A 22,402-nucleotide genomic window follows, 5' to 3' on the forward strand; every position below is an offset into this window, starting at 1 on the left:
GTGCTTGCAATTTGGGTCGCATCTCCAACTCACGAGGTGCGCCATGTCCGACTACTTCGACCCGTACAACGCCGACCGGCCCCTGATGCTCAAGTGCAGCTGCGGGCGCGACCACACGGTGGCCGAGCACCAGGCGGAAGAAGCTGCCGCCGCGCGCGCTGCCACCACCTTGCGCGAGCGCAGCGAAAGCAGCGAGTTCGAGGCCTACAGCAACGCTTTCATCGAAGCCACGCTGGTCAAGTCGCTGTTCCCGCAGGAGCCGGTGCGCCGCGCATTCTTGAAAGCGGTGGGCAAGCGCACGGCCATGGCGGCGATCGCCAGCGTGCTGCCCGTGGCCAGTCTGCAGGCCATGGCGCAGGAGAAGAAGGGCGCGCTGGAGAAGACCGATCTCAAGATCGGCTTCATCCCCATCACCTGCGCCACGCCGCTGATCATGGCCCACCCGCTGGGCTTCTACAAACGCGAGGGCCTCAACGTCGAGGTCATCAAGACCGCGGGCTGGGCGTTGATCCGCGACAAGATGATCAATAAGGAGTACGACGCCACGCACTTCCTGTCGCCCATGCCGCTGGCGATCTCGCTCGGCGTCGGCTCCAACGCCACGCCGATGAACGTGGCCACCATCCAGAACACCAACGGCCAGGCGATCACGCTGCACGTCAAGCACAAGGACAAGCGCGACCCCAAGACGTGGAAGGGCTTCAAGTTCGCCGTGCCCTTCGAGTTCTCGATGCACAACTTCCTGCTGCGCTACTACGTGGCCGAGCACGGGCTCAACCCCGACACCGACATCCAGATTCGCGTGGTGCCGCCGCCCGAGATGGTGGCCAACCTGCGCGCCGGCAACATCGACGGCTTCCTCGGCCCCGATCCGTTCAACCAGCGCGCGGTGTTCGACGAGATCGGTTTCATCCACGTGCTCACCAAGGACCTGTGGGACGGTCATCCCTGCTGCGCCTTCGGCACCAGCAGCGAATTCATCCGCCAGAACCCCAATACCTTTGCGGCGCTGTACCGCTCGGTGCTCACGGCCGCGGCCATGGCGCGCCAGCCCAAGAACCGCGAACTCATCGCCAAGGTGATCGCGCCGCAGGCCTACCTGAACCAGCCCGAGACGGTGATCGCGCAGGTGCTCACCGGCCGCTTCGCCGACGGCCTGGGCAAGGTGCAGAACGTGCCCGCGCGCGCCGATTTCGACCCCATGCCGTGGCAGAGCATGGCGGTGTGGATGCTCACGCAAATGCAGCGCTGGGGCTACATCAAGGGCGACGTGAACTACAACCAGATCGCCGAACGCGTGTTCCTCATCACCGACGCGCGCAAGCACATGAAGGACCTCGGCATGGAGTTCAAGGCCGGGCCGGGCTACGAGAAGCACACCATCATGGGCAAGGTGTTTGACCCTGCGAAACCGGCCGAATACCTCAAGAGCTTCGCCATCGCGAAGACGGCGTGAATATGTGCCCCCACGCTCATCACTTCGTGTATTCGCTGCCCCCCGAGGGGGCGCGGCCCTCCCTTGGGGCGGCCCGGCGGGAGGCCCCATGAAACGACTCAACCTGAATTTGCGCGCTGCGCTGGTGTCGCTGCTGCTGCTGTGCGTCTTCATCGGCGCCTGGCAGCTCGGCACCACCGGGCCCAGCGTGGGCGGCTCCTCGGCCGGCATGACGGCCGAAGAGATCGAGTACGCGAAGATGATGGGCAAGGACCCGGGTGCCACCAAGAGCGACGGCTTTCCGCCACCCCTGGAGGTGGCCAAGGCGAGCTGGGGCCACCTGGCCGATCCCTTCTACGACAACGGCCCCAACGACAAGGGCATTGGCATCCAGCTCGCGCACTCGCTGGCGCGCGTGGGCCTGGGCTTTTTCCTGGCCATGCTGGTGGCGATTCCGCTGGGTTTCCTGATCGGCATGTCGCCGCTGATGCAGAAGGCCTTCAACCCCTTCGTGCAGGTGTTGAAGCCCATCAGCCCGCTCGCCTGGATGCCGCTCGCCCTCTACACGCTCAAGGACAGCAACGTCAGCGGCATCTTCGTGATCTTCATCTGCTCGATCTGGCCGATGCTGATCAACACCGCCTTCGGCGTGGCCTCGGTCAAGCGCGACTGGCTCAACGTGGCCGCCACGCTGGAGGTGAACCCGCTGCGCAAGGCCTTCCAGGTCATCCTGCCCGCGGCCGCGCCCACCATCCTGACGGGCATGCGCATCAGCATGGGCATCGCCTGGCTGGTCATCGTCGCGGCCGAGATGCTGGTCGGCGGCACCGGCATTGGCTACTTCGTGTGGAACGAGTGGAACAACCTCTCGCTCACCAACGTGATCTTCGCGGTGCTGATGATCGGCGTCGTGGGCATGTTGCTCGACCTCATGTTCGCGCAGCTGCAAAAGGCGGTGACCTATGTGGAGTGATTCCCGCCAACACGGCGCCCCTGTGGTGGCGCCGGCAAAGAAAGAAGCGCCCATGAGTGCCACCCCCCGCGATTTCCTGCAGGTCCAAGGGCTTGCCAAGGCCTACCAGGCCGACAAGCCGGTATTCGCCGACGTGGACTTCGGCATCGCCAAGGGCGAATTCGTCTGCATCATCGGCCACAGCGGCTGCGGCAAGACCACCATCCTCAACGTGCTGGCGGGGCTGGACACGGCGAGCGCCGGCCACGCGTTCATGGACGGCCGCGAGATCGCCGGCCCCAGCCTGGAGCGCGGCGTGGTGTTCCAGGGCCACGCGCTCATGCCCTGGCTCACGGTGCGCCAGAACATCGCCTTTGCGGTCAAGTCGCGCTGGCCCGACTGGAAGAGGGCCGAGGTTGATGCGCAGGTCGAGAAGTACGTCGGCATGGTCGGCCTCGCGCACGCCATCGACAAGAAGCCGTCGCAGCTTTCAGGCGGCATGAAGCAGCGTGTGGGCATCGCGCGCGCCTTTGCCATCCAGCCCAAGATGCTGCTGCTCGACGAGCCGTTCGGCGCGCTGGACGCGCTCACGCGCGGCACCATCCAGGACGAGCTCATGGCCATCGTGCGCCAGACACAGCAGACGGTGTTCATGATCACCCACGACGTGGACGAGGCCATCCTGCTGGCCGACCGCATCCTGCTCATGAGCAACGGCGCGGAGGTCGACGGCGCCTACAAGCCTGGCGGCCTGGCCGAGGTGGTGGTCAACCCGCTGCCGCGTGATCGCACCCGCACGCAGCTGCACCACCTGGACGGCTACTACGCGCTGCGCAACCACATCGTCGATTTTCTCGTCACCCGCGCAAGAGCGCACTAACACCCCCGCCGCGCTTCGCGCGTCCCCCTCGAGGGGGCGACGCCTGAGGCCCGGCAAAGCCGGTTCCTCGGCGTCCTCGCTTCACCCCCCGTCACCCAACCATTTCTACAGAGGCAACACATGAGCCGCATCGAAGTCACCGAAAAGATCGTCAGCACCAAGGTCAGCAAAGGCCTCAAGTGGGAAGACGTCGCGAAGAAAGTGGGCAAGTCCAAGGAATGGACCACGGCCCTGTGCCTGGGCCAGATGACCGCCACGCCCGAGCAGGCCAAGGTGCTGGGCAAGATCTTCGGCCTGAGCAGCGAGGAGCAGAAGTGGCTGCAGGTGGTGCCCTACAAAGGCTCGCTGCCCACCAGCGTGCCCACCGATCCGCTGATCTACCGCTTCTATGAACTCATCAGCGTCTACGGCACCACCTTCAAGGAACTCATCCACGAGGAATTCGGCGACGGCATCATGAGCGCCATCGACTTCAAGATGGACATGAAGCGCGAGGCCGACCCGAATGGTGACCGCGTGAAGATCGTGATGTCGGGCAAGTTCCTGCCGTATAAACAGTACTGACCCCCCTGCGGCGCTGCGCGCCTTCCCCCCTGGGAGGGGGGACGACGCCGACGGCCTGGCGGAGCCAGTTCCGTGGCGTCTCTGGGTTGGACCTGGCCAGCGATGCTGGAACTGTCCGATGCGTCGGGTTACCCACGGGGAACCCGCGCCGCCCATGTACTGCCGAACCCTCAACTACCGCGACCCTTGCGGCCGCTTCGCCATCCTGGTCGAGGAGCAGCCCGATGGCTCGTTCAAGCTCTGGGAGTTCGACGTGCCGGGCGAGCCCGCGCGACGGCGTTACGTGATCGACAAGGTGGCCGAGAGCCTGGCGCGGCAGAGCAAGAAGCTGCACGTCGTCTGGGGCCAGGCGCGGGTGCAACGCAAACGCGCCGATGATCCCATCTGGCCATCCTGATCCGCGCTCTCAGGTTTTCGGCAGCGGAATCCACTCGGCGTCGTCCCCTGGCGGCAGCGCGATGCGGCCCGCCGTCCAATCGGCCTTGGCCTGTTCGATGCGCTCCTTGCGCGAAGACACGAAGTTCCACCAGATGTGGCGCTCGCCCAGCGGCTCGCCGCCGAACAGCATGAGCGTGGCCGGCGTGCGCGCGGTGACGAAGGCGTCGCTGTCGCTGCCGAACACCAGCAACTGGCCGGGCTGATACGTCTGTCCGGCGTGTTCCACCTCGCCCCTGGCCACGTAGAGCGCCTGCTCGGCGTGGCCGCCCGGCAGGCGCACGCGCGCACCGGCCTGCACCTCGGCGTGCACGTGGAACAGCGGCGAGAGCGTGGCCACCGGGCTCTTCGCCCCGTAAGCCTCGCCCACCACCAGCCGCATCCAGACGCCGTTCTCGTCGATCGTCGGCAGCGCGTCCTTGCCGGTGTGCGCGAAGGCGGGCGCGGTTTCCTCGTGCTCCACCGGCAGTGCCACCCAGCTCTGCATCAACTCCAGCCCACCGCCTTCGAACGACTGTGGGTGGGTGAAGCGCTCGCTGTGGCTGATGCCCCGGCCCGCGGTCATCCAGTTCACGTCACCCGGCCGGATATCGAGCACCGTGCCCAGGCTGTCGCGGTGCGTCATGGAGCCGCTGAGGAGGTAGCTCACCGTGGCCAGGCCGATGTGCGGGTGCGGGCGCACGTCGGCGCCCGGGATCGCCTCCGGGGGAAAGGTTACCGGGCCGGCGTGGTCCCAGAAGATGAAAGGGCCAACCATGCGGCGCTTCGCATAAGGCAACACGCGCCGCACCAGCAGGCCGTGGCCCAGGTCGGCGCTGCGCGCGGTGATCACCATTTCGAGCATCGGGGGTCTCCTTGATCGTGCAGCGCCCATTGTGGGCCGAACACGTGCCCGCTGGTGCTGCGCGACAATCACGGCCCCATGCACGTCAGCGAACTGCGCCAACGCCTCACCGCCCTCGGGGCCGGGCCGCTGCATGCGCAGCGCGTGCTGCGCCATTGGGTGCATGCCTTGCCGGCCGATGCCGGGCGGCGCAAGCCCGAGCACCATTTCCCCAAGGCCTTGTTCGAGGCGCTGCCCGCGCTGCGCGACGAGCTCGCGGGCCTGGCGCGCCTGCAGGCCGAGCACCCGGGCGAAGACGGTTCCGCGCGCTTGCTGGTGGCGCTGCGCGACGGCCAGACGGTGGAGAGCGTGCGCTTGCCGCGCGGCGGGCTGTGCGTGTCCACCCAGGTGGGTTGCGCCGTGGGTTGCGGCTTCTGCATGACGGGCACCGGCGGCTTGATCCGCCAGCTCGGCAGCGCCGAGATCGTGGCCCAGGTGGCGCTGGCGCGCGCTGGGCGGCCGGTGAACAAGGTGGTGTTCATGGGCATGGGCGAGCCTGCGCACAACCTGGACGCTGTGCTCGAAGCGATCGAACTGCTGGGCACCGTGGGCGGCATCGGTCACAAGAACCTGGTGTTTTCCACCGTGGGCGACGAGCGCGCCTTCGAGGCGCTGCCGCGCGGCGCCGTCAAGCCCGCGCTGGCGCTCTCGCTGCACACCACCAAGGCCGCATTGCGCGAGCAACTGCTGCCGCGGGCGCCGCGCCTCTCGCCCGAGCAACTGGTCGAGCGCGCCGACGCCTATGCCCGCGCCACCGGCTACCCGGTGCAATACCAGTGGACGTTGCTGGCCGGTGTGAACGATGGGGATGACGAGGTCGAGGGCATCGTGCGACTGCTCGGCGGGCGCTACGGCGTGCTCAACCTCATCCCCTACAACGCGGTCGAAGGCCTGCCGTTCAAACGGCCGGCCTGGGAGGCTGCAGCCGACATCGCGCGCCGCCTGCACCGCCGCGGCATCCTCACCAAACTGCGCCACTCCGCGGGGCAGGACGTGGACGCCGGCTGCGGCCAGCTGCGCGCACGTTCGCTGGCTACCGGCGAGCGCGTGGTGGCCGTGCGGCGGCGCTCTGCTGCGCTGCCGCAGGGCGCCAGCTAAAATCGCGCTCTCTCAAGGAGCGTTGCAGCGCCCACCCCTCGCGGGGCACCGGGCGTCAGGCTTGAGTCGGGCGTGAAACGGCCCCAACGACGCTCACCTGGTCGGTTTCTTTGCAAACAACCCTGGTGAGCCGCATGTCCTCCGAGACCCCTTCCTCGTCCCCCGTGCGTCCGATGCTGCTGTCGGGCCTGGAGCCGCTTGCCATCGGCGCTGGCAGCCTGTTCGTCAACGTGGGCGAGCGCACCAACGTCACCGGCTCCAAGGCCTTCGCGCGCATGATCCTCGAAGGCCGCTTCGAAGACGCGCTGGCGGTGGCGCGCCAGCAGGTGGAGAACGGCGCGCAGATCATCGACGTCAACATGGACGAGGCCATGCTCGACAGCGAGGCGGCCATGGTGCGTTTCTTGAACCTCATGGCCGGCGAGCCCGACATCGCGCGTGTGCCGGTGATGGTGGACAGCTCCAAGTGGAGTGTGATTGAGGCTGGCCTGCGCTGCCTGCAGGGCAAAGGCGTGGTGAACTCGATCTCGATGAAGGAGGGCGTGGACGAGTTCAAGCGCCAGGCTCAGCTCATCAAGCGCTACGGCGCGGCCACCGTGGTGATGGCCTTCGACGAAAAAGGCCAGGCCGACACCTACGAGCGCAAGATCGAGATCTGCGAGCGCGCCTACCGCATCCTGGTCGATGAAGTGGCCTTCCCGCCCGAGGACATCGTCTTCGACCCCAACATCTTCGCCATCGCCACCGGTATCGAAGAGCACAACAACTACGCGGTCGATTTCATCGAGGCCACGCGCTGGATCAAGCAGAACCTGCCGGGCGCCAAGGTGTCGGGCGGTGTCTCGAACGTGAGCTTCTCCTTCCGCGGCAACGACCCGGTGCGCGAGGCGATCCACTCCGTGTTCCTGTACCACGCCATCAAAGCCGGCATGGACATGGGCATCGTCAACGCCGGCATGGTGGGCGTGTACGACGAGCTCGAACCCACGCTGCGCGAGCGTGTGGAAGACGTGGTGCTGAACCGTCGGCCCGACGCCGCCGAGCGCCTGCTGGAGATTGCCGAAACCGCCAAGGGCGCGGCCAAGGACGATTCGCAGAAGAACGCCTGGCGCGAGCTGCCGATCCGTGAGCGCCTGTCGCACGCGCTGGTGCGCGGCATCAACGACCACATCGTCGACGACACCGAGCAGATGTGGCGCGAGATCGAGGCCCAGGGCGGGCGTCCACTCAACGTCATCGAAGGCCCGTTGATGGATGGTATGAACGTCGTGGGCGACCTGTTCGGCCAGGGCAAGATGTTCCTGCCGCAGGTGGTCAAGAGTGCGCGCGTGATGAAGCAGGCCGTGGCCCACCTGCTGCCCTACATCGAGGAAGAAAAGAAGCGCCTGGAGGCGGCGGGCGGCGACGTGAAACCCAAAGGCAAGATCGTGATCGCCACCGTCAAGGGCGACGTGCACGACATCGGCAAGAACATTGTCACCGTCGTGCTCCAGTGCAACAACTTCGAGGTGGTGAACATGGGCGTGATGGTCCCCTGCCACGAGATCCTGGCCAAGGCCAAGGTCGAAGGCGCGGACATCGTGGGCCTGTCGGGCCTGATCACGCCCAGCCTCGAAGAGATGCAGTACGTGGCCAGCGAGATGCAGAAGGACGAGCACTTCCGCATCCGCAAGATCCCGCTGCTGATCGGCGGTGCCACCACCAGCCGCGTGCACACCGCGGTGAAGATCGCGCCGCACTACGAAGGCCCGGTGGTCTACGTGCCCGACGCCTCGCGCAGCGTGAGCGTGGCGCAGGGTCTGCTGTCGGAGCAGGCCGCGGCCTATATCGCCGAGGTCAACGCCGACTACGAGCGCGTGCGCCAGCAGCACGCCAACAAGAAGCAGGTGCCGCTGTGGCCGCTGGCCAAGGCGCGTGCCAACAAGACGCCGATCGACTTCAGCACTTACACGCCGCCCGCGCCCAAGTTCATCGGCCGGCGCGTGTTCAAGAACGTCGACCTGGCCGAGCTTGCGAAATTCATCGACTGGGGCCCGTTCTTCCAGACCTGGGACCTCGCCGGCCCGTTCCCCGAAATCCTCAAGGACGAGGTGGTGGGCGAAGAAGCGCGCCGCGTGTTCAGCGACGGCAAGCGCATGCTGCAGCGCCTGATCGACGGCCGCTGGTTGCAGGCCAACGCGGTGATCGGCCTGTACCCCGCCAATCAGGTGAGTGAGGACGACATTGCGCTCTATGCCGACGAATCGCGCGAGCGCCCCGTGCTGGTGTGGCACGGCCTGCGGCAGCAGACCGAGAAGCAGGACATCGACGGCGTGATGCGCCCGAGCCGCTGCCTGGCCGACTTCGTGGCGCCGCACGGCGTGGCGAAGGACTACGTCGGCGTGTTCGCTGTCACCGCAGGCATCGGCGTCGAGAAGAAGGAGAAGCAGTTCCTTGCCGACCACGACGACTACTCCGCCATCATGTTCAAGGCCCTGGCCGACCGGCTGGCCGAGGCCTTGGCCGAGCAGATGCACCAGCGCGTGCGTACCGACCTTTGGGGTTACGCAGCGGGTGAGATGCTGAGCAATGAAGAGCTCATCAAGGAAAAGTACCAGGGCATCCGTCCCGCGCCCGGTTACCCGGCCTGCCCGGACCACAGCGTCAAGCGCGGCATGTTCGAGCTGTTGCAGGCGGGCGAGATCGGCATGACTCTGACCGAGAGCCTGGCCATGGCGCCGGCCGCCAGCGTGAGTGGCTTTTACCTGAGCCACCCGCAAAGCACCTATTTCAACGTCGGCAAGATCGGCGAAGACCAGCTGGCCGATCTGGCTGAGCGCAGCCGCGTGGCGCGCGAGGATCTGCAGCGCTGGCTGGCCCCCAATCTCTGACGCCTGTCTGAGCACGGCGTGCGCCGCGGCTCAGGTCGTCGCCAGCGCGCGCCGGTATTGCACCGCTTCGGCCACATGGCCAGTCTGCACGGAATCGCTCTCGGCAAGGTCGGCGATCGTGCGCGCGACACGCAGTGCCCGGTGCATGGCGCGCCCGCTCCAGCCCAGGCGCGTGGCAGCGGACTGCAGGAATGCCAGGGCGTCTGCGTCGGCCTGGGCGTGCGCCTGCAGCGCGGACCCCGCGAGCGCCTGGTTGGGGCTGCCCTGACGCTGCAGGGCGCGTTCGCGGGACGCGATCACGCGCGAACGCACCGCGTCGCTGGGCTCGCCGGGTGCGCCGTGCAGCAGGTCGCCAACCGCCAGCGCTGGCACCTCGACTTGCAGGTCGATGCGATCGAGCAATGGCCCACTGAGCTTGCCCTGGTAGCGCGCCACCTGATCTGGCGTGCAGCGGCAAGCACGCGTGGGGTGGCCCAGCCAGCCGCAGGGGCAGGGGTTCATGGCGGCCACGAGCTGAAAGCGCGCGGGAAACTCGGTCTGCTGCGCCGCGCGCGAGATGCGGATACGACCGTTCTCCAACGGTTCGCGCAGCGCCTCCAGGGCGTGGCGGGGAAACTCGGGTAGCTCATCCAGAAACAGCACGCCGTGGTGGGCGAGCGAGATCTCGCCCGGGCGCGGTGGCGAGCCCCCGCCCACCAGCGCCACCGCCGAGGCGCTGTGGTGCGGCGCGCTCATCGGGCGCTGGCCCCAGTGGGCGATGTCGAAGCGCCCGGCCAGCGAGGCGATGGCAGCCGCCTCCAGGGCCTCGTCGGTGCTGAGTGGCGGCAGCAGCCCCGGCAGACGCTGCGCCAGCATGGACTTGCCGGCCCCCGGGGGGCCCACCAGCAACAGGCTGTGGCCACCCGCGGCCGCGATCTCCAGCGCCCGCCGCGCGGCGCTCTGGCCCCGCACGTCCGCCAGGTCTGCGCTGGCCGGCGCCGCCGTCGTGCTGCGAGCGGGCAGGACATGCCAGCCCGCGTCTTCGCCCTGCGCCGGGTTCTCGCGCCGCAGCCGTGCTGCCACGTCCACCAGATGCCGCGCGCGCACCACGCGCGCCCGCGGCACCAGCGCCGCTTCCTCGGCGCTGCCCGGCGGCAGCACCAGCGTGGCGTGGGTTGATTCGCCGGCCACCCCCAGCGCCATGGCCAGTGCCCCGCGCACCGGCCGCAACTCGCCACCCAGCGACAGCTCGCCCGCGAAGACGTGGTGTGTCAGCGCCTCCTCGGCGATCTGACCGCTGGCGGCCAGGATCCCCAGCGCGATCGGCAGGTCGAAGCGGCCCGAGTCCTTGGGCAGGTCGGCCGGCGCCAGGCTCACGGTGATGCGTTGGTTGCCGGGAAACTCGAGCCCGCTGTGCGCAATGGCCGCGCGCACGCGCTCGCGCGCCTCCTTGACCTCGGTGTCGGCGAGGCCTACCAGCGTGAACGAGGGCAGCCCGTTCGCCAGATGCACCTCCACGCTGACGGGCCGGGCCTGCAGGCCCTGCAAGGCTCGGCTGTGCACGCGCGCCAGTCCCATGCGTTGCTTCTCCCTGTTGTTGTGCGCGGCTGGCAGCTGCAGCCGCGGGCCGGCGATTGTGGGTGAGCGCGCGCGGGGGTGCTGCCGGGGGTGTCGGGCGCCATGCTGGTGCGCCCACCGCCGCCCCTTCGCCTCCGGCATGGCCGGATGGCCCCAATCTGGCTCTGATGGCACCGCTTTGGTGCTGTATCGGGCGCAGGTGGCTCACCGGCGGCTCTGAGGCCTCGTTCTGGTGCCTCACCGGTTTCAAGCGGAAACATCCACCTGGCACACAAGCTGCTTGGGCTGAGACCGGATCAACCAACCCCTGGAGGGATCGTCGTGAAAATGGTTCTAGCCGTCATCAAGCCGTTCAAGCTGGACGAAGTGCGCGAGGCACTGTCGGGCGTGGGCGTGCAGGGCATCACCGTCACCGAAGTCAAGGGCTTCGGCCGTCAGAAGGGTCACACCGAGCTCTACCGTGGCGCGGAGTACGTCGTCGACTTCCTGCCCAAGGTGAAGATCGAGGTCGCCGTGGCCGACGAGCTCGTCGAGCGCGTCATCGAGGCCATCGAAGGTGCCGCGCGCACCGGCAAGATCGGCGACGGAAAGATCTTCGTCTCCCCCCTCGAACAGGTGGTCCGCATCCGCACCGGTGAAACCGGTAACGAAGCGATCTGAGCCGCACCCCCCTGAATTCCAACGGAGATCCCCAAATGAAGAAGTTCCTGGCTTCCCTGTTGCTGGGCCTCGGCCTGGCGATCGGCGGTGGCGCAGCCCTCGCCCAGACCACGCCGGCGCCCGACGCCGCTCCCGCTGCCGCGGCCCCCGCCGCGCCGGCTGCCGAAGCGCCCGCGGCCGCTGCTCCCGCTGCCGCCGAAGAGGCCCCCAAGGAGACCGTCGACAAGGGCGACGTCACCTGGATGATGATCGCCACCGTGCTGGTCATCATGATGGTCATTCCCGGCCTCGCGCTGTTCTACGGCGGCCTCGTGCGCAGCAAGAACATGCTCTCGGTGCTGATGCAGGTCATGGTCGTGTTCTCGCTCATCAGTGTGCTGTGGGCCGTGTACGGCTACAGCCTGGCCTTTGGTGGCGAGGGGTTGATCATCGGCGGGCTCGACAAGGTCTTCCTCGCCGGCGTGAACACCGAGTCGCTGGCGGCCACGTTCACCCCGGGCGTGATGATTCCCGAGTACATCTTCATCGCCTTCCAGGCCACCTTTGCCGGCATCACCTGCGCGCTGATCGTGGGTTCGTTCGCCGAGCGCATCAAGTTCGGCGCCGTGCTGCTGTTCTGCACCCTGTGGTTCACCTTCAGCTACCTGCCGATCGCCCACATGGTGTGGGGCGCCGGCGGCTACCTGTTCGACAAAGGCGCGCTGGACTTCGCCGGCGGCACCGTGGTGCACATCAACGCCGCCATGGCCGGCCTGGTGGGTGCCTACGTGGTGGGCAAGCGCATCGGCTACGGCAAGGAAGCGCTGACCCCGCACAGCCTGACGCTGACGATGGTGGGTGCCTCGCTGCTGTGGGTGGGCTGGTTCGGCTTCAACGCCGGCTCCAACCTCGAAGCCAACGGCGGCACCACCCTGGCCTTCATCAACACCCTGTTCGCCACCGCCGCGGCCGTGCTGGCCTGGTGCATCGGTGAAGCGCTGGGCAAGGGCAAGGCCTCGATGCTGGGCGCCGCCTCGGGTGCCGTGGCCGGCCTGGTCGCCATCACCCCGGCCTGCGGCACGGTTGGCCCGATGGGCGCCATCGTCATCGGCCTGGTCTCCGGCTTCCTGTGCCTGTGGGGCGTGACCGGGCTCAAGAAGATGCTCGGTGCGGACGACTCGCTCGACGTGTTCGGCGTGCACGGTGTCGGTGGCATCGTGGGTGCGCTGCTGACCGGCGTGTTCTCCGCCGCCTCGCTGGGCGGTGTCAAGGCCGACGGTTACTCAATCGGCGGCCAGCTGCTGGTGCAGGCCGAAGGCGTCGTGATCACCATGGTGTGGTCGGGCGTGGTGGCCTTCATCTGCTACAAGATCGTGGACATGGTGATGGGCCTGCGCGTCTCCGAAGAAGCCGAGCGCGAGGGCCTGGACATCGCCTCGCACGGCGAGACCGCCTACAACCGCTGATTTCCTCCAGGGTTGCACCCCGTCGACGGGCGGGGTGGATCACAGCCCCTCAGCCCGCGGCCCGGCAGGTCCGCGGGCTTTTTTGCGCCCCTGGCCGGCGTACTCCCCCGGGATGCGTCCGCTGGCACGGCCTAGCATCGCGCCCGTTTGCATGTCCCGGGAGGCACCGATGCTCACGAAAACCTTGACCCTTGCCGCCTTGTCGCTGGCCCTGATCACGGGCGCTCTGGCCGAGACGCCGCCGGCGCGCAAGCCGCCGGCCAAGGTCACGTTCCACAAGTCGCCTTCCGAGGAAAGCCCCGCGGCCCGCGAGAAGCGCCTCAAACGCGAATGCAAGGGCCGGCCCAATGCCGGCGCCTGCCTCGGGCACGCCTCGCCTTGAATCGTGACAACGGGGCCGGGCCCGCCCGATTGCAGCCCGGCGTGCAAAAAATTCAAGGGGCAGCCCCAGGCCGGCGACTACCATCCCCGCCATGCCTGCTCAGCCCGGCGCCCCTGTCGCCCATCCTGCTTCCGACGCTCCGACCGAGCTGATTGATCGAGTGCGCGCGGCCGCCGCTGACGGCCAGCGCCTGCGCATTGCCGGAGGCGGCAGCAAGCTTGCCGTGCGCGGCCCGCTCGCCGCCCAGCCGCTGTCCACCCGCGGCTGGTCGGGCATCCTCAGCCACGAACCCTCCGAGCTCGTGATCACCGTGCGCGGTGGCACGCCACTGGCCGAGGTCGAGGCCGCGTTGATCGAACACGGCCAGTGCCTGCCGTTCGAACCACCTCACCTGGGCAGCCATGCCACAGTGGGCGGCATGGTGGCGGCTGGCCTGGCGGGCCCCGCCCGCGCCAGCGTCGGCGGTGTTCGCGACTACGTATTGGGCGCGCGCCTCGTCAACGGGCGCGGCGAGCTGCTCACCTTCGGCGGCCAGGTGATGAAGAACGTGGCCGGCTACGACGTGAGCCGTGCGCTGGCGGGCAGCTGGGGCCTGCTGGGCGTGATCGCCGAGGTCAGCCTGAAGGTGCTGCCGGTGGCACCGGCCGAAGCCACGCTGTTCTTCTACCTGGGTCAGCACGATGCGCTCGAGCAGCTGCACCGCTGGGGCGGCGAGCCGCTGCCGCTCAACGCGAGCTGCTGGGTGCGCGACACCACACAACCCGGCACGCCCGACCTGCTGTTCCTGCGCCTGCGCGGCGCCGTGGCCGCGGTGGAAGCGGCGTGCGCGCGATTGCAGCGCGAGGCCGGCGGCATCCGCATGGACACTGCGCAGGCCAGCGCCGACTGGTCGGCCTGTCGCGACCACCGCTTGCCCTTCCTGGCCGAAGCGCCGTCGCCCGAGCACGGCCTGTGGCGCGTGTCGGTGCCGCAAACGACAGCGCCCTTGCTGGCCGGCTGGCCGCAGCTGATCGAATGGCACGGCGCGCAGCGTTGGCTGTGGGCGCCGGTGGCGGCCGAGCGCGAGATCCGCACCGCCGCGCGCGCCGTCGGTGGTCACGCGCAACTCTTCCGCCAGCCCGCCAGCGGCGCTGCCGGCGTGCGCCGCTTCGACGAACCCGCACCAGCCCTGCGCCAGGTGATGCAGCGCTTGCGCGAGGCCTTCGACCCACACGGCGTGTTCGCCGGCCCCGAGCTGATCTGAGATGCAGACCCAACTGGCCCCCGAGTTCCAGCACAGCCCCGCCGGCCGCGAGGCCGAGGCCATCCTGCGCAAGTGCGTGCACTGCGGCTTCTGCACCGCCACCTGCCCCACCTACCAGCTGCTGGGCGACGAGCTCGATGGCCCGCGCGGTCGCATCTACCTCATCAAACAGGTGCTCGAGGGCGCCGAGCCGACGCGCAAGACCCAGCAGCACCTGGACCGCTGCCTCACCTGTCGCAACTGCGAGACCACCTGCCCCAGCGGCGTGCAGTACGGCCACCTGGTGGACATCGGCCGCGCCATCGTCGACGCGAAGGTGCCGCGACCGGCGGGCGAGCGCACGGTGCGCTGGTTGCTCAAGGAGGGCCTGCCGTCGCCGCTGTTCGCCCCGGCCATGAAGCTCGGTCAGGCGGTGCGCGGCCTGCTGCCAGGCGCGCTGAAGGCCAAGGTGCCCGAGCCGCGCCCGGCCGGTGCCTGGCCCACGCGCGGCCACGCCCGCAAGGTGCTCATGCTGGCCGGCTGCGTGCAGCCCGCCATGGCACCGAACATCAACAGCGCCACCGCGCGCGTGCTCGATGCCGCGGGCATCCAGACCGTGGTGGCGTCCAAGGCCGGCTGCTGTGGCGCCGTGAAGTTCCACCTCAATGACCAGGCCGGTGGCCTGGCGCAGATGCGCGCCAATGTCGACGCCTGGTGGCCCCACGTGGAACAAGGCGTCGAGGCCATCGTGATGAACGCCTCGGGCTGCGGCGTGACGGTGAAGGAATACGGCCACCTGCTGCGCGACGACCCGGCTTACGCTGAGCGCGCTGCGCGCATCAGCGCACTCACGCGCGACCTCTCCGAGTTGTTGCCCGACCTCGTGCCCACGCTCAAGCCCCGGCTCGCGCGCACACCCGACGCGCAGCGCGTCGTGGCCTTCCACCCTCCCTGCACGCTGCAGCACGGCCAGCAACTGCGCGGCGGCGTCGAGCGCTGGCTTGGCGAACTTGGCTTTACCGTGCGCGTGGCGCGCACCGAGTCTCACCTGTGCTGCGGCTCGGCGGGCACCTACTCGGTGCTCAATCCGGCCCTGGCGACCACCTTGCGCGACCGCAAGCTCGATCGCCTGGGCGAACTCCAGCCCGCGGTGATTGCCAGCGCCAACATCGGCTGCATCACGCACCTTCAAAGCGGCAGCGCCACGCCGGTGCGGCATTGGGTCGAGCTGCTCGACGAAGCCTTGCAGCCCTGACGACCATGATCCCCGCGCTGGCCACCCTGCTTGTGTTCCAGCTGCTGGGCGAAGCCGCGGTGCTGCTCACTGGCGCACCCGTGCCCGGGCCGGTGGTCGGCCTGGCGCTGCTGCTGCTCGCGTTGCTGCTTCGCCCGCGAAGCGTGGAGGCCATCAAACCCACCGCGCAGGGCCTGCTGCAACACCTGTCGCTGCTGTTCGTGCCGGCTGGCGTGGGCGTGATGCAGCACCTGCAGCGCCTGGGCGACGAGGCGCTGGCCATTGGCGTGGCGCTGGTGCTCAGCACCTTGCTCGGCCTGGCCGCGGCGGCGGGCACGATGCTGTGGCTGATGCGCCGCCAGCAAGAAGCACCGCAGGAGGACCGCGATGCCGGTTGAAGCGCCGCAGCGCCTGATCGAGGTCTGGGTCTACCTTTCGGCCACGCCCCTGTTGGGCCTCACGCTCACACTGCTGGTCTATCACGCCGCCTTCGTGCTCTACCGGCGCAGCGGCTTTCACCCGTTGGCCAACCCGGTGCCGATGGCGGTGGCCGTGCTCGCCACGCTGCTGTGGGCCACCGGCACGCCCTACGCCACTTACTTCGAAGGCGCGCAGTTCGTGCACTTTTTGCTCGGGCCGGCCACGGTGGCGCTGGCCGTGCCTTTGTTCGAACAGATGCACCGCCTGCGTCGCCTGGCGCTGCCGCTGCTCGGCTCGCTCGTGGTGGGTGTGGTGGTCACCACCGTCTCGGCCATCGCGCTCGCTCGCTTGCTGGGCGCCTCGAGTGCCACGCTGGCATCGCTTGCGCCCAAGTCGGTCACCATGCCGGTCGCCATGGGCATCGCAGAGAAGATCGGCGGTCTGCCCTCGCTCACCGCTGTGCTGGTGATGGCCACGGGCGTGCTCGGTGCCGTGAGCGCGCGCTATCTGTTCGATGCGTTGCGCATCCGCGAGCCCGCGGTGCGCGGCTTCGCGCTCGGCACCATCGCGCACGGCATCGGGACCGCGCGCGCTTTTCAGGTGAGCGAGGAAGCCGGCGCTTTTGCCGGCCTGGCCATGGGGCTGAGCGCGCTGTTCAGCGCGCTGGCGCTGCCGCTGCTGGCGGGCTGGCTGTTGCGGGTGTTGTAGGAGGTCGGTGCAAGGGTCTGCAGACCGGGCTTGCCGTGCGGGTCATCGGCTGTCAAACCCTCGCAAGCGGGTTGGCAACCGCACCCACTTTCGCGGCACGTTTTCGTTCCTTGGCGGCGTCGCGCAAGTCCGCTTGAACTTCCCTTGCCTCGTTGAGCAGTTCCTTGTAGTCCTCGCGTGCCAAAGCGCCGCTTGCATGAAGCTCTTTCAACCGCTTCTGGAGTTTGACGGCCGTCTTCAAGTCCTTGATGAGTACGATGGTTGATAACCGGTCGTTGTGGGCGCCCCTCATCAAGTGGTACACGGAACGCTGCGACAGCGCGCCCCGCTTGAAGAGCTGTTGCGTCGCGCAAGCAAGGTCGGTCACGACGGCATGATCGCCGTTGCTGTAGGCCAGGGCCAGGGCGGTTTTCAGCGCGCCTCGCGCCATCATCACGTTGCGCACGTCAAGCTCGCTGAGCAGGCCGCGCTGAAACGCCACCAACAGACACTTCGCTGTTGCGGTGTGCGCCCGATGGTGGCCCAGGTCCACGGCCCGATACAAGGCCGGGAAAGCGTGTTCGTCCGCCGCGGTCAACAAAGCGAGACATTGCTCTCGCGTCAACGGCTCACTTCGAATGGCTTGCACCAGTTGCTCCAGGCCCTGGTCACTGAAGCCGTGCTCGATGATTTCGCGCACCAGGTCAGGATGCAGTTGTTGCGGCAGGCCGGCGAACGCCACCGACACCGCGCACTGTCTGGCTGTGGGCGCCACGCTGCCCAGCGGATCGAGCGGGTTGTCGATCAAGATGATCTTGATGTGGGGTGCTGACCCGAACGCGTGCTTCGAGGTGCCGAAATAGACCTCCTTGACGCGGTTGAAGTCGTGAAACATGGCCTCGAAGTCGAACGGCGCCTCGCTGAACGTGCTGATGTTGGTGAAGTTCGGATCCCACAGTTCAATGCACGGCGCTTGCGGGGGCCTGGCGACGAAGCGTATGGCCATGGCGTGCACCGACGTGGTGGCCACCAGGGCAATGGCGGTCTCGCGCCCCTCGCGCTTCATTTGTTCGAATTGGTGGCGGGCGAAGTCACCCCAATGGCTGTGTGCCACGAGGCAGGCCTTGCGCGGGCGGTGCCCCAGTTGAGCGACCAGTGACTCCGTGTCGGAACCGACGTTCTGTGCAATGGCAGACCGACTGCCCAGCGGGTCCGGGCTCGGCTCCATGACGTGCCATCGAAGGCTCTCGTCCTCCCACAGTCGCGTCTTTTCCATCGCCAGGTGGCGGCAGACGTACTTTTCCTTGCCCTCGTTTCGATCAACCAGACAGTTGAAGTCCAGTGGTCGCCACTTCAGCTGCAGTTGCTTGTAACGCCTGTGCAGCGTGGTGGTCACTTTCGCTGGCTTGGTGTCAGGGTGTGTGACGACGAGGTCGCAGCCTGTGGGTACGCGCAGCGTCAGTGCGCGTGGCACGGTTTCGCCCAGGTCCAATTGGCGCAATCCCGGCAGGCTGCGGGCATCGAGCCGCTTGCCGTGGAAATGCGGAACACGCAGTTCGGTGACGGTGCCGAAGTGCTTTGCCCAACCCGGCAGTTTGTGCAGCCCGGGTGGCAGTGCCAGTGAAGTGGGTGATGCGCCACGCGCAGCGCACACAGCCGACAGGGCTGCCATGACTTCGTCGAACGCGGCTTCACCGGCTGCCGATAGTGCCTTCATCTCCGGACCATGGGCGCCCAGGTCGAGCAGATCGCCGCCCGATTGCGCGTACCGTGTCAAGTGCTCGCGCAGGTCTGCGGGCAACAAGCCATCCGCCCGCTGCAGTGCATCGTTCAGGCAGGTACGCGTCGCATCCAGGTCGCCGGGTGGAGCGGTGCGGGATCGGGATCCCAGTGCAGCCGGCGCGGATAGCGCCCGTGGTCTGGCGTCGCTGCGAACTTGCATGTCGGCCTCCGCGATTCGGTTGGCCTCCCCGTTTGCCACTTGGTGGCTTGCACAAGCGTTTGGTCGCGCCAAGTGTGATGAAACAAGCAAGGTTTCGGTTCAGCCGGGTGGCCTCCGCCAAATGGCGGTTACCCATGCAACGGACCACCGCACAACCACGCGGCGGCCGATGTTTCATCACCTGTCCGGGAGCCCGCCTGTGCATCGATACACCAAGGAAATGCCCTTCAACCAACGCGTAGCCCGCCACGCACTGGACATCGCCAACCACATCGCCTGTTGCCACAGTCGCCACGACGCCCGTGTTGCACAGCGCGTCGCGCTGGGGTTGCCGCCGCGGTATGCCGACAAGCTTGCCTTGCAGCAGGCGCGAGACGCCGAGCGCAAGCCCAAAGAGCGGGCCGTCGAATTGGCCTTGCAGACGCATGATGGCGCCTTGGCACTGGTGCCCTCGGGCGACGTCGATGTCGAGCGGCTTCAGGCTGTGGCGGAGGGCGCCATGCGCCAGCTTGCGGACCAGGGGTTCATTTCGGACGACGCGTTGAGGGTATTTCGTGAAGCCGTGCCTGGTTATGTCCTGAGCTCGCACGCCGCCAGGCCGGCGGTGCTGCCCGCCCATCCGCACCTTGCGCAGACGCTGTGCCGGGCCGCCATAGGACAGGCGTTCATCGACGAAGGCATCTTCGTGCCAGAAGGCGCCTCGGCTCGAATCGCCATCACGCCCGATGCCGTGGACGCCTGGTTCTATTTCTGAGTCCGAGCGCGCGGGTGTTCGAGCGCTTCAAGCCGCGAGCGCGGCCTCGATATCGCCCGCCAGCTTCTGCGGCGCGTCCTGCGGTGCGTAGCGCTTGAGCACCTGGCCATCCTTGCCCACGAGGAACTTGGTGAAGTTCCACTTGATGGCCTTGCTGCCCAGCAGGCCCGGGGCTTCGGCTGTGAGCCAGCGGTACAGCGGGTGCGCCTGGCCGCCGTTGACGTCGATCTTGGCCATCATCGGGAAGCTCACGCCGTAGTTGCGCTGACAGAAGCTGGCGATCTGCTCGTTGCTGCCCGGGTCCTGCGAGCCGAACTGGTTGCACGGAAAGCCCAGCACCACCAGGCCGCGGGCGCCGTAGGTCTCGTGCAGCTTTTCCAGGCCGGCGAACTGGGGCGTGAAGCCGCATGCGCTGGCGGTGTTGACGATCAGCAATGCCTGGCCGCGAAAGCGCGACAAGGGCACGGTCTGGCCGTCGATGGACTGGGCTTCGAAGTCGTAGACGCTGGGCATGGGGATCCTTGTGGTGGGTTGTCGTGCGGCAAACCACAAAATCTTCACACATGCCCGACGGTCCCGTGCCGAAATCGCCCCAAAGCCATGCAGGGCGGTGATACTGCGCGTCGTATCAGAAGGTAACCATAAACACCCAGTGACGGGGGAGCAGGTAATGGGAGCTGCCTACACCGTGGCGCTCGTGGGCTTTTCCCAGGCCGAGAGCGCCACGTTCGAATCGTTCTTCCGGCTCGCGGCACGGCGTCCGCCGGCCTACCTGGTGCAGGAGGAAGTGCTTGACGCCCAGGTCCTGATCGTCAACGCCGACAACGCCCAGGCGCTCATGCTCGTTCGGGGCGCGCGCCTGCCCGGGCGCGTGCTGCTGGTGGGCGGTCACGATGCCGGCACCGGCTGGCCGCTGCAGCCCAAGCCGATCCGCTTCGTTGCCCTGCTGGGCGCACTCGACACGCTCGTGGGTTTGCGCACAGCGCGCGCCGCGGCCGTGGCCCCCGCGCCGCCGACCACCGCCTTCGCGGCCACCGAGCCGTTCAAGCACTCGCAACTGCAAGGCCTGGACGCCAGCATGCGCCTGGCCAGCGGCAAGCCGCAGGCCTTGGCGCCCATGGCACCCGCGGGCCGCACCCGCCGCCGCTTCCCCGAGACCGATTTCCCGCCCACCCGGTTGATGATTTCGCGGAAAACCGACATGACCGCGAAACGGCGGCCGGGCGAGAGACTGGGGAGCAAAGGTAGTACGGCGAGAGCTCCGAGGCTCACTGCGACATAAGCGGTTACATGTAATTCAAGGGCGAGGTCGCCGCGCGCCGTTTTTGCCAGTGAAGAAGAAGGCTTCTCCTGCGGTCACTCGCGACCCGCCTTGACCTAGCTTCGAATCTTGCCTGGCTGCACCCGAGGGTGCGGAGGCCATAGAGCGCACCATGCTTGCTCTGGAGCATCCTGTTCCTTGTGAGGACGGCCGCGGCGGCCTGGGGCACCTCTCGCTCTGCGTGCCCCCAGATTAAGCCGTCCTTGCGGAAGACACGGTCCGTATCGAACGTGTAGTGCCGCCCGAGCTCAGGCTAAGGTGCCTCAGTTGCCTGTCCGTCAGTTCTTCGCTCCACCAGCTGGATCCTCGGAGGCTCATAACCCGGCGCGATTGTTGCGTTGGAGGATCCGTAGAGAGACAAAGGATCTTGAAGCCAAAGCGCGTACTCAAGACCTTGGAGGTGATGATCCGGGGAGCAGTCCACGTTCCATCGTCTGAGCATGTAGCCCGCGTTGGCTGAGCGGACTTTGACCGTAAAGACGCCGTCTTGCATCGGATAGTCCATTTGGACTATCTCTGGACGAGGGTGGTTTGGATGAGGCACTAGCTTCAACTCAATGATGCGGCTCCACTGGTCATCCTGGTCTGCGCGTTCTTCCCGGCCAATTGGGCTGGTTTCGAGCACCTCTACGTCTTCCATCCGCGTCGGAACGAAGTCGGTGAAGTGCTTCCTCAGACGGTCGAAGGCGCGGACATGCCAGCGAACCCCGTTGTCGACCAGCGCTAGTGGCACGATCTCTCGACGAGTCTTGCCGCTGCTCACCGAGTGGTACGCCAGTGAGACGGCTTTACCCCGGTGAATTGCACGGGTGATGGGAGCAAGGACCTCGACCGAGGGAGCGCTGAGGGTGGCGGGGAACTCGCAGGGGATGACGGGCGCGCTCATTACGTCCTGGACCAAGCTGAATCCCTGGGAGAGCGTCGCCAGCACGCGTAGCGGAGGGTGGTCAAACAGCGGCTTGAACTTCGAGCTTGGCCGGTAGAGCTTGCCCGTGCTGTCGAAATCTAGGTTGTCTGGGGCCAGACCTCGATACATAGCGATATCTCGGGTGGCGCCAGCCGGTGCGGTCTCGAACTTGGAGATAACGTCTGCTCGTCTGAGCTCGCCAAGAAAGAACAGGGTGAAGTCGATGTGCGACAGCCGCTCTCGTTGTACTCGGGTCAGGGCCTCTAAGGACGGCGCCGTGTTTGGGCTGGTCTGGGATTCCATCCACGAATGATACCTATCTCGCCGCTCGAACCTCATCGCAAAAACCCTTTGACCTAATCATAATGACTATGTATAGTAATCACACCGTCTAAAACTGGCATCGTGGTGATGTGAGTGAGGCGGGTTTACAGGGGCCGATGGTGCTTGATCTGTTTGTTAACTACTTCTATCAGCGTGGGCGGCTGCGGGGCGCGGGCCAATTTCTGACCAACGTGGCGGTGTGCTGGTGCATGTTTGGCTTCGTCGGGCACGTCATCACCGCCGTGCCGGCCGCAATGCAGCGCCGCCCGGCATTGACGCTGGCTGAGGTGTTGCCCAGCGTGACGACCTGGTGGGTTCCCGAGCACCCGATCTCATTCGTCCTTGTCATCGGGTTGGGACTGCTGGGCTTCTTCCTTTCGCTCAAAGGGAAGCAGCTTGACCGCTTCCTGAACGCATAAACGGCCCGGCG

General features: G+C 67.2%; 22 protein-coding genes and 1 riboswitch. Of the genes, 17 read left to right on the forward strand and 5 right to left on the reverse strand.

The genetic code is table 11. The features are described from left to right. Positions 1-43 precede the first annotated feature (43 nt). From M3149_RS19315 to M3149_RS19335, 5 genes are all read left to right on the forward strand, one after another. Entirely contained in the window at positions 44-1,456 is a 1,413-nt protein-coding gene (locus tag M3149_RS19315; protein ID WP_251711095.1) for a CmpA/NrtA family ABC transporter substrate-binding protein, read from the forward strand. An 88-nt stretch (positions 1,457-1,544) separates the two neighbouring features. Then, positions 1,545-2,408, forward strand: a complete 864-nt coding sequence (gene ntrB / locus M3149_RS19320; RefSeq protein WP_251711096.1) for a nitrate ABC transporter permease — start codon at positions 1,545-1,547, stop codon at positions 2,406-2,408. Next, on the forward strand, positions 2,398-3,267 hold the full coding sequence (locus M3149_RS19325) for an ABC transporter ATP-binding protein (RefSeq protein WP_435370765.1): 870 nt from the start codon (positions 2,398-2,400) through the stop codon (positions 3,265-3,267). The genes ntrB and M3149_RS19325 overlap by 11 nt, the downstream gene beginning before the upstream one ends. 120 nt (positions 3,268-3,387) lie before the next feature. Further along, positions 3,388-3,831, forward strand: a complete 444-nt coding sequence (gene cynS / locus M3149_RS19330) for a cyanase (RefSeq protein WP_251711098.1) — start codon at positions 3,388-3,390, stop codon at positions 3,829-3,831. A 154-nt stretch (positions 3,832-3,985) separates the two neighbouring features. Further along, on the forward strand, positions 3,986-4,228 hold the full coding sequence (locus tag M3149_RS19335; RefSeq protein WP_251711099.1) for a hypothetical protein: 243 nt from the start codon (positions 3,986-3,988) through the stop codon (positions 4,226-4,228). 9 nt (positions 4,229-4,237) lie between these two features. Here the strand turns inward: M3149_RS19335 and M3149_RS19340 are convergent, their stop codons facing one another. Then, positions 4,238-5,110: a pirin family protein gene (locus M3149_RS19340; protein WP_251711100.1), complete on the reverse strand. Its 873-nt coding sequence runs from the start codon at positions 5,108-5,110 to the stop codon at positions 4,238-4,240. Positions 5,111-5,188: 78 nt separating this feature from the next. Between M3149_RS19340 and M3149_RS19345 the strand changes: the two genes are divergently transcribed. Further along, on the forward strand, positions 5,189-6,247 hold the full coding sequence (locus M3149_RS19345) for an RNA methyltransferase (RefSeq protein ID WP_251711101.1): 1,059 nt from the start codon (positions 5,189-5,191) through the stop codon (positions 6,245-6,247). An 8-nt stretch (positions 6,248-6,255) separates the two neighbouring features. Next, a riboswitch (S-adenosyl-L-homocysteine riboswitch) is annotated at positions 6,256-6,349 on the forward strand. A gap of 32 nt (positions 6,350-6,381) precedes the next feature. Beyond that, positions 6,382-9,117, forward strand: coding sequence for a methionine synthase (gene metH, locus M3149_RS19350; RefSeq protein ID WP_251711102.1), 2,736 nt, complete (start codon positions 6,382-6,384; stop codon positions 9,115-9,117). A 30-nt stretch (positions 9,118-9,147) separates the two neighbouring features. Here the strand turns inward: metH and M3149_RS19355 are convergent, their stop codons facing one another. After that, the gene (locus M3149_RS19355; RefSeq protein ID WP_251711103.1) at positions 9,148-10,674 is read right to left on the reverse strand and encodes a YifB family Mg chelatase-like AAA ATPase; all 1,527 of its coding nucleotides are present in this window, start codon (positions 10,672-10,674) and stop codon (positions 9,148-9,150) included. Positions 10,675-10,995: 321 nt separating this feature from the next. Between M3149_RS19355 and glnK the strand changes: the two genes are divergently transcribed. The 7 genes from glnK to M3149_RS19390 all read left to right on the forward strand — a co-directional run bounded on the left by glnK (position 10,996) and on the right by M3149_RS19390 (position 16,745). Next, on the forward strand, positions 10,996-11,334 hold the full coding sequence (glnK, locus tag M3149_RS19360) for a P-II family nitrogen regulator (protein ID WP_251711104.1): 339 nt from the start codon (positions 10,996-10,998) through the stop codon (positions 11,332-11,334). 35 nt (positions 11,335-11,369) lie between these two features. Further along, entirely contained in the window at positions 11,370-12,779 is a 1,410-nt protein-coding gene (locus tag M3149_RS19365) for an ammonium transporter (protein WP_251711105.1), read from the forward strand. Positions 12,780-12,948: 169 nt separating this feature from the next. After that, positions 12,949-13,161, forward strand: a complete 213-nt coding sequence (locus M3149_RS19370) for a hypothetical protein (RefSeq protein WP_251711118.1) — start codon at positions 12,949-12,951, stop codon at positions 13,159-13,161. A 91-nt stretch (positions 13,162-13,252) separates the two neighbouring features. Then, on the forward strand, positions 13,253-14,404 hold the full coding sequence (glcE, locus tag M3149_RS19375) for a glycolate oxidase subunit GlcE (RefSeq protein ID WP_251711106.1): 1,152 nt from the start codon (positions 13,253-13,255) through the stop codon (positions 14,402-14,404). Position 14,405: 1 nt separating this feature from the next. Then, positions 14,406-15,638 (forward strand): glycolate oxidase subunit GlcF, encoded by a 1,233-nt coding sequence (gene glcF, locus M3149_RS19380; protein WP_251711107.1) that lies wholly within the window; start codon positions 14,406-14,408, stop codon positions 15,636-15,638. A 5-nt stretch (positions 15,639-15,643) separates the two neighbouring features. After that, entirely contained in the window at positions 15,644-16,015 is a 372-nt protein-coding gene (locus M3149_RS19385; RefSeq protein WP_251711108.1) for a CidA/LrgA family protein, read from the forward strand. After that, positions 16,005-16,745 (forward strand): LrgB family protein, encoded by a 741-nt coding sequence (locus M3149_RS19390; protein ID WP_251711109.1) that lies wholly within the window; start codon positions 16,005-16,007, stop codon positions 16,743-16,745. Before M3149_RS19385 ends, M3149_RS19390 begins: the two co-directional genes overlap by 11 nt. A 52-nt stretch (positions 16,746-16,797) precedes the next feature. Here the strand turns inward: M3149_RS19390 and M3149_RS19395 are convergent, their stop codons facing one another. Next, positions 16,798-18,666 (reverse strand): ShET2/EspL2 family type III secretion system effector toxin, encoded by a 1,869-nt coding sequence (locus M3149_RS19395; RefSeq protein ID WP_251711110.1) that lies wholly within the window; start codon positions 18,664-18,666, stop codon positions 16,798-16,800. Between the two features lie 220 nt (positions 18,667-18,886). Here M3149_RS19395 and M3149_RS19400 point away from each other — a divergent pair, with 220 nt between their 5' ends. Beyond that, positions 18,887-19,420 carry a hypothetical protein gene (locus tag M3149_RS19400; protein ID WP_251711111.1) on the forward strand — a complete coding sequence of 178 codons (534 nt, stop codon included), beginning with the start codon at positions 18,887-18,889 and terminating at the stop codon, positions 19,418-19,420. 27 nt (positions 19,421-19,447) lie between these two features. Here M3149_RS19400 and M3149_RS19405 read toward each other — a convergent pair whose 3' ends face one another. Next, positions 19,448-19,933, reverse strand: a complete 486-nt coding sequence (locus M3149_RS19405; RefSeq protein ID WP_251711112.1) for a glutathione peroxidase — start codon at positions 19,931-19,933, stop codon at positions 19,448-19,450. 157 nt (positions 19,934-20,090) lie between these two features. Between M3149_RS19405 and M3149_RS19410 the strand changes: the two genes are divergently transcribed. Next, the gene (locus M3149_RS19410) at positions 20,091-20,702 is read left to right on the forward strand and encodes a hypothetical protein (RefSeq protein ID WP_251711113.1); all 612 of its coding nucleotides are present in this window, start codon (positions 20,091-20,093) and stop codon (positions 20,700-20,702) included. 292 nt (positions 20,703-20,994) lie between these two features. On the opposite strand, the gene M3149_RS19415 is transcribed toward M3149_RS19410, so the two are convergent. Further along, the gene (locus tag M3149_RS19415; RefSeq protein ID WP_034713353.1) at positions 20,995-21,951 is read right to left on the reverse strand and encodes a WYL domain-containing protein; all 957 of its coding nucleotides are present in this window, start codon (positions 21,949-21,951) and stop codon (positions 20,995-20,997) included. A 110-nt stretch (positions 21,952-22,061) separates the two neighbouring features. On the opposite strand from M3149_RS19415, the gene M3149_RS19420 reads away from it, so the two are divergent. Beyond that, positions 22,062-22,391 (forward strand): hypothetical protein, encoded by a 330-nt coding sequence (locus M3149_RS19420; RefSeq protein ID WP_251711114.1) that lies wholly within the window; start codon positions 22,062-22,064, stop codon positions 22,389-22,391. Positions 22,392-22,402: the final 11 nt, after the last annotated feature.

Source organism: Hydrogenophaga intermedia (genome assembly GCF_023715105.1).
In the GTDB taxonomy this organism is placed as follows: domain Bacteria; phylum Pseudomonadota; class Gammaproteobacteria; order Burkholderiales; family Burkholderiaceae_C; genus Hydrogenophaga; species Hydrogenophaga intermedia_A.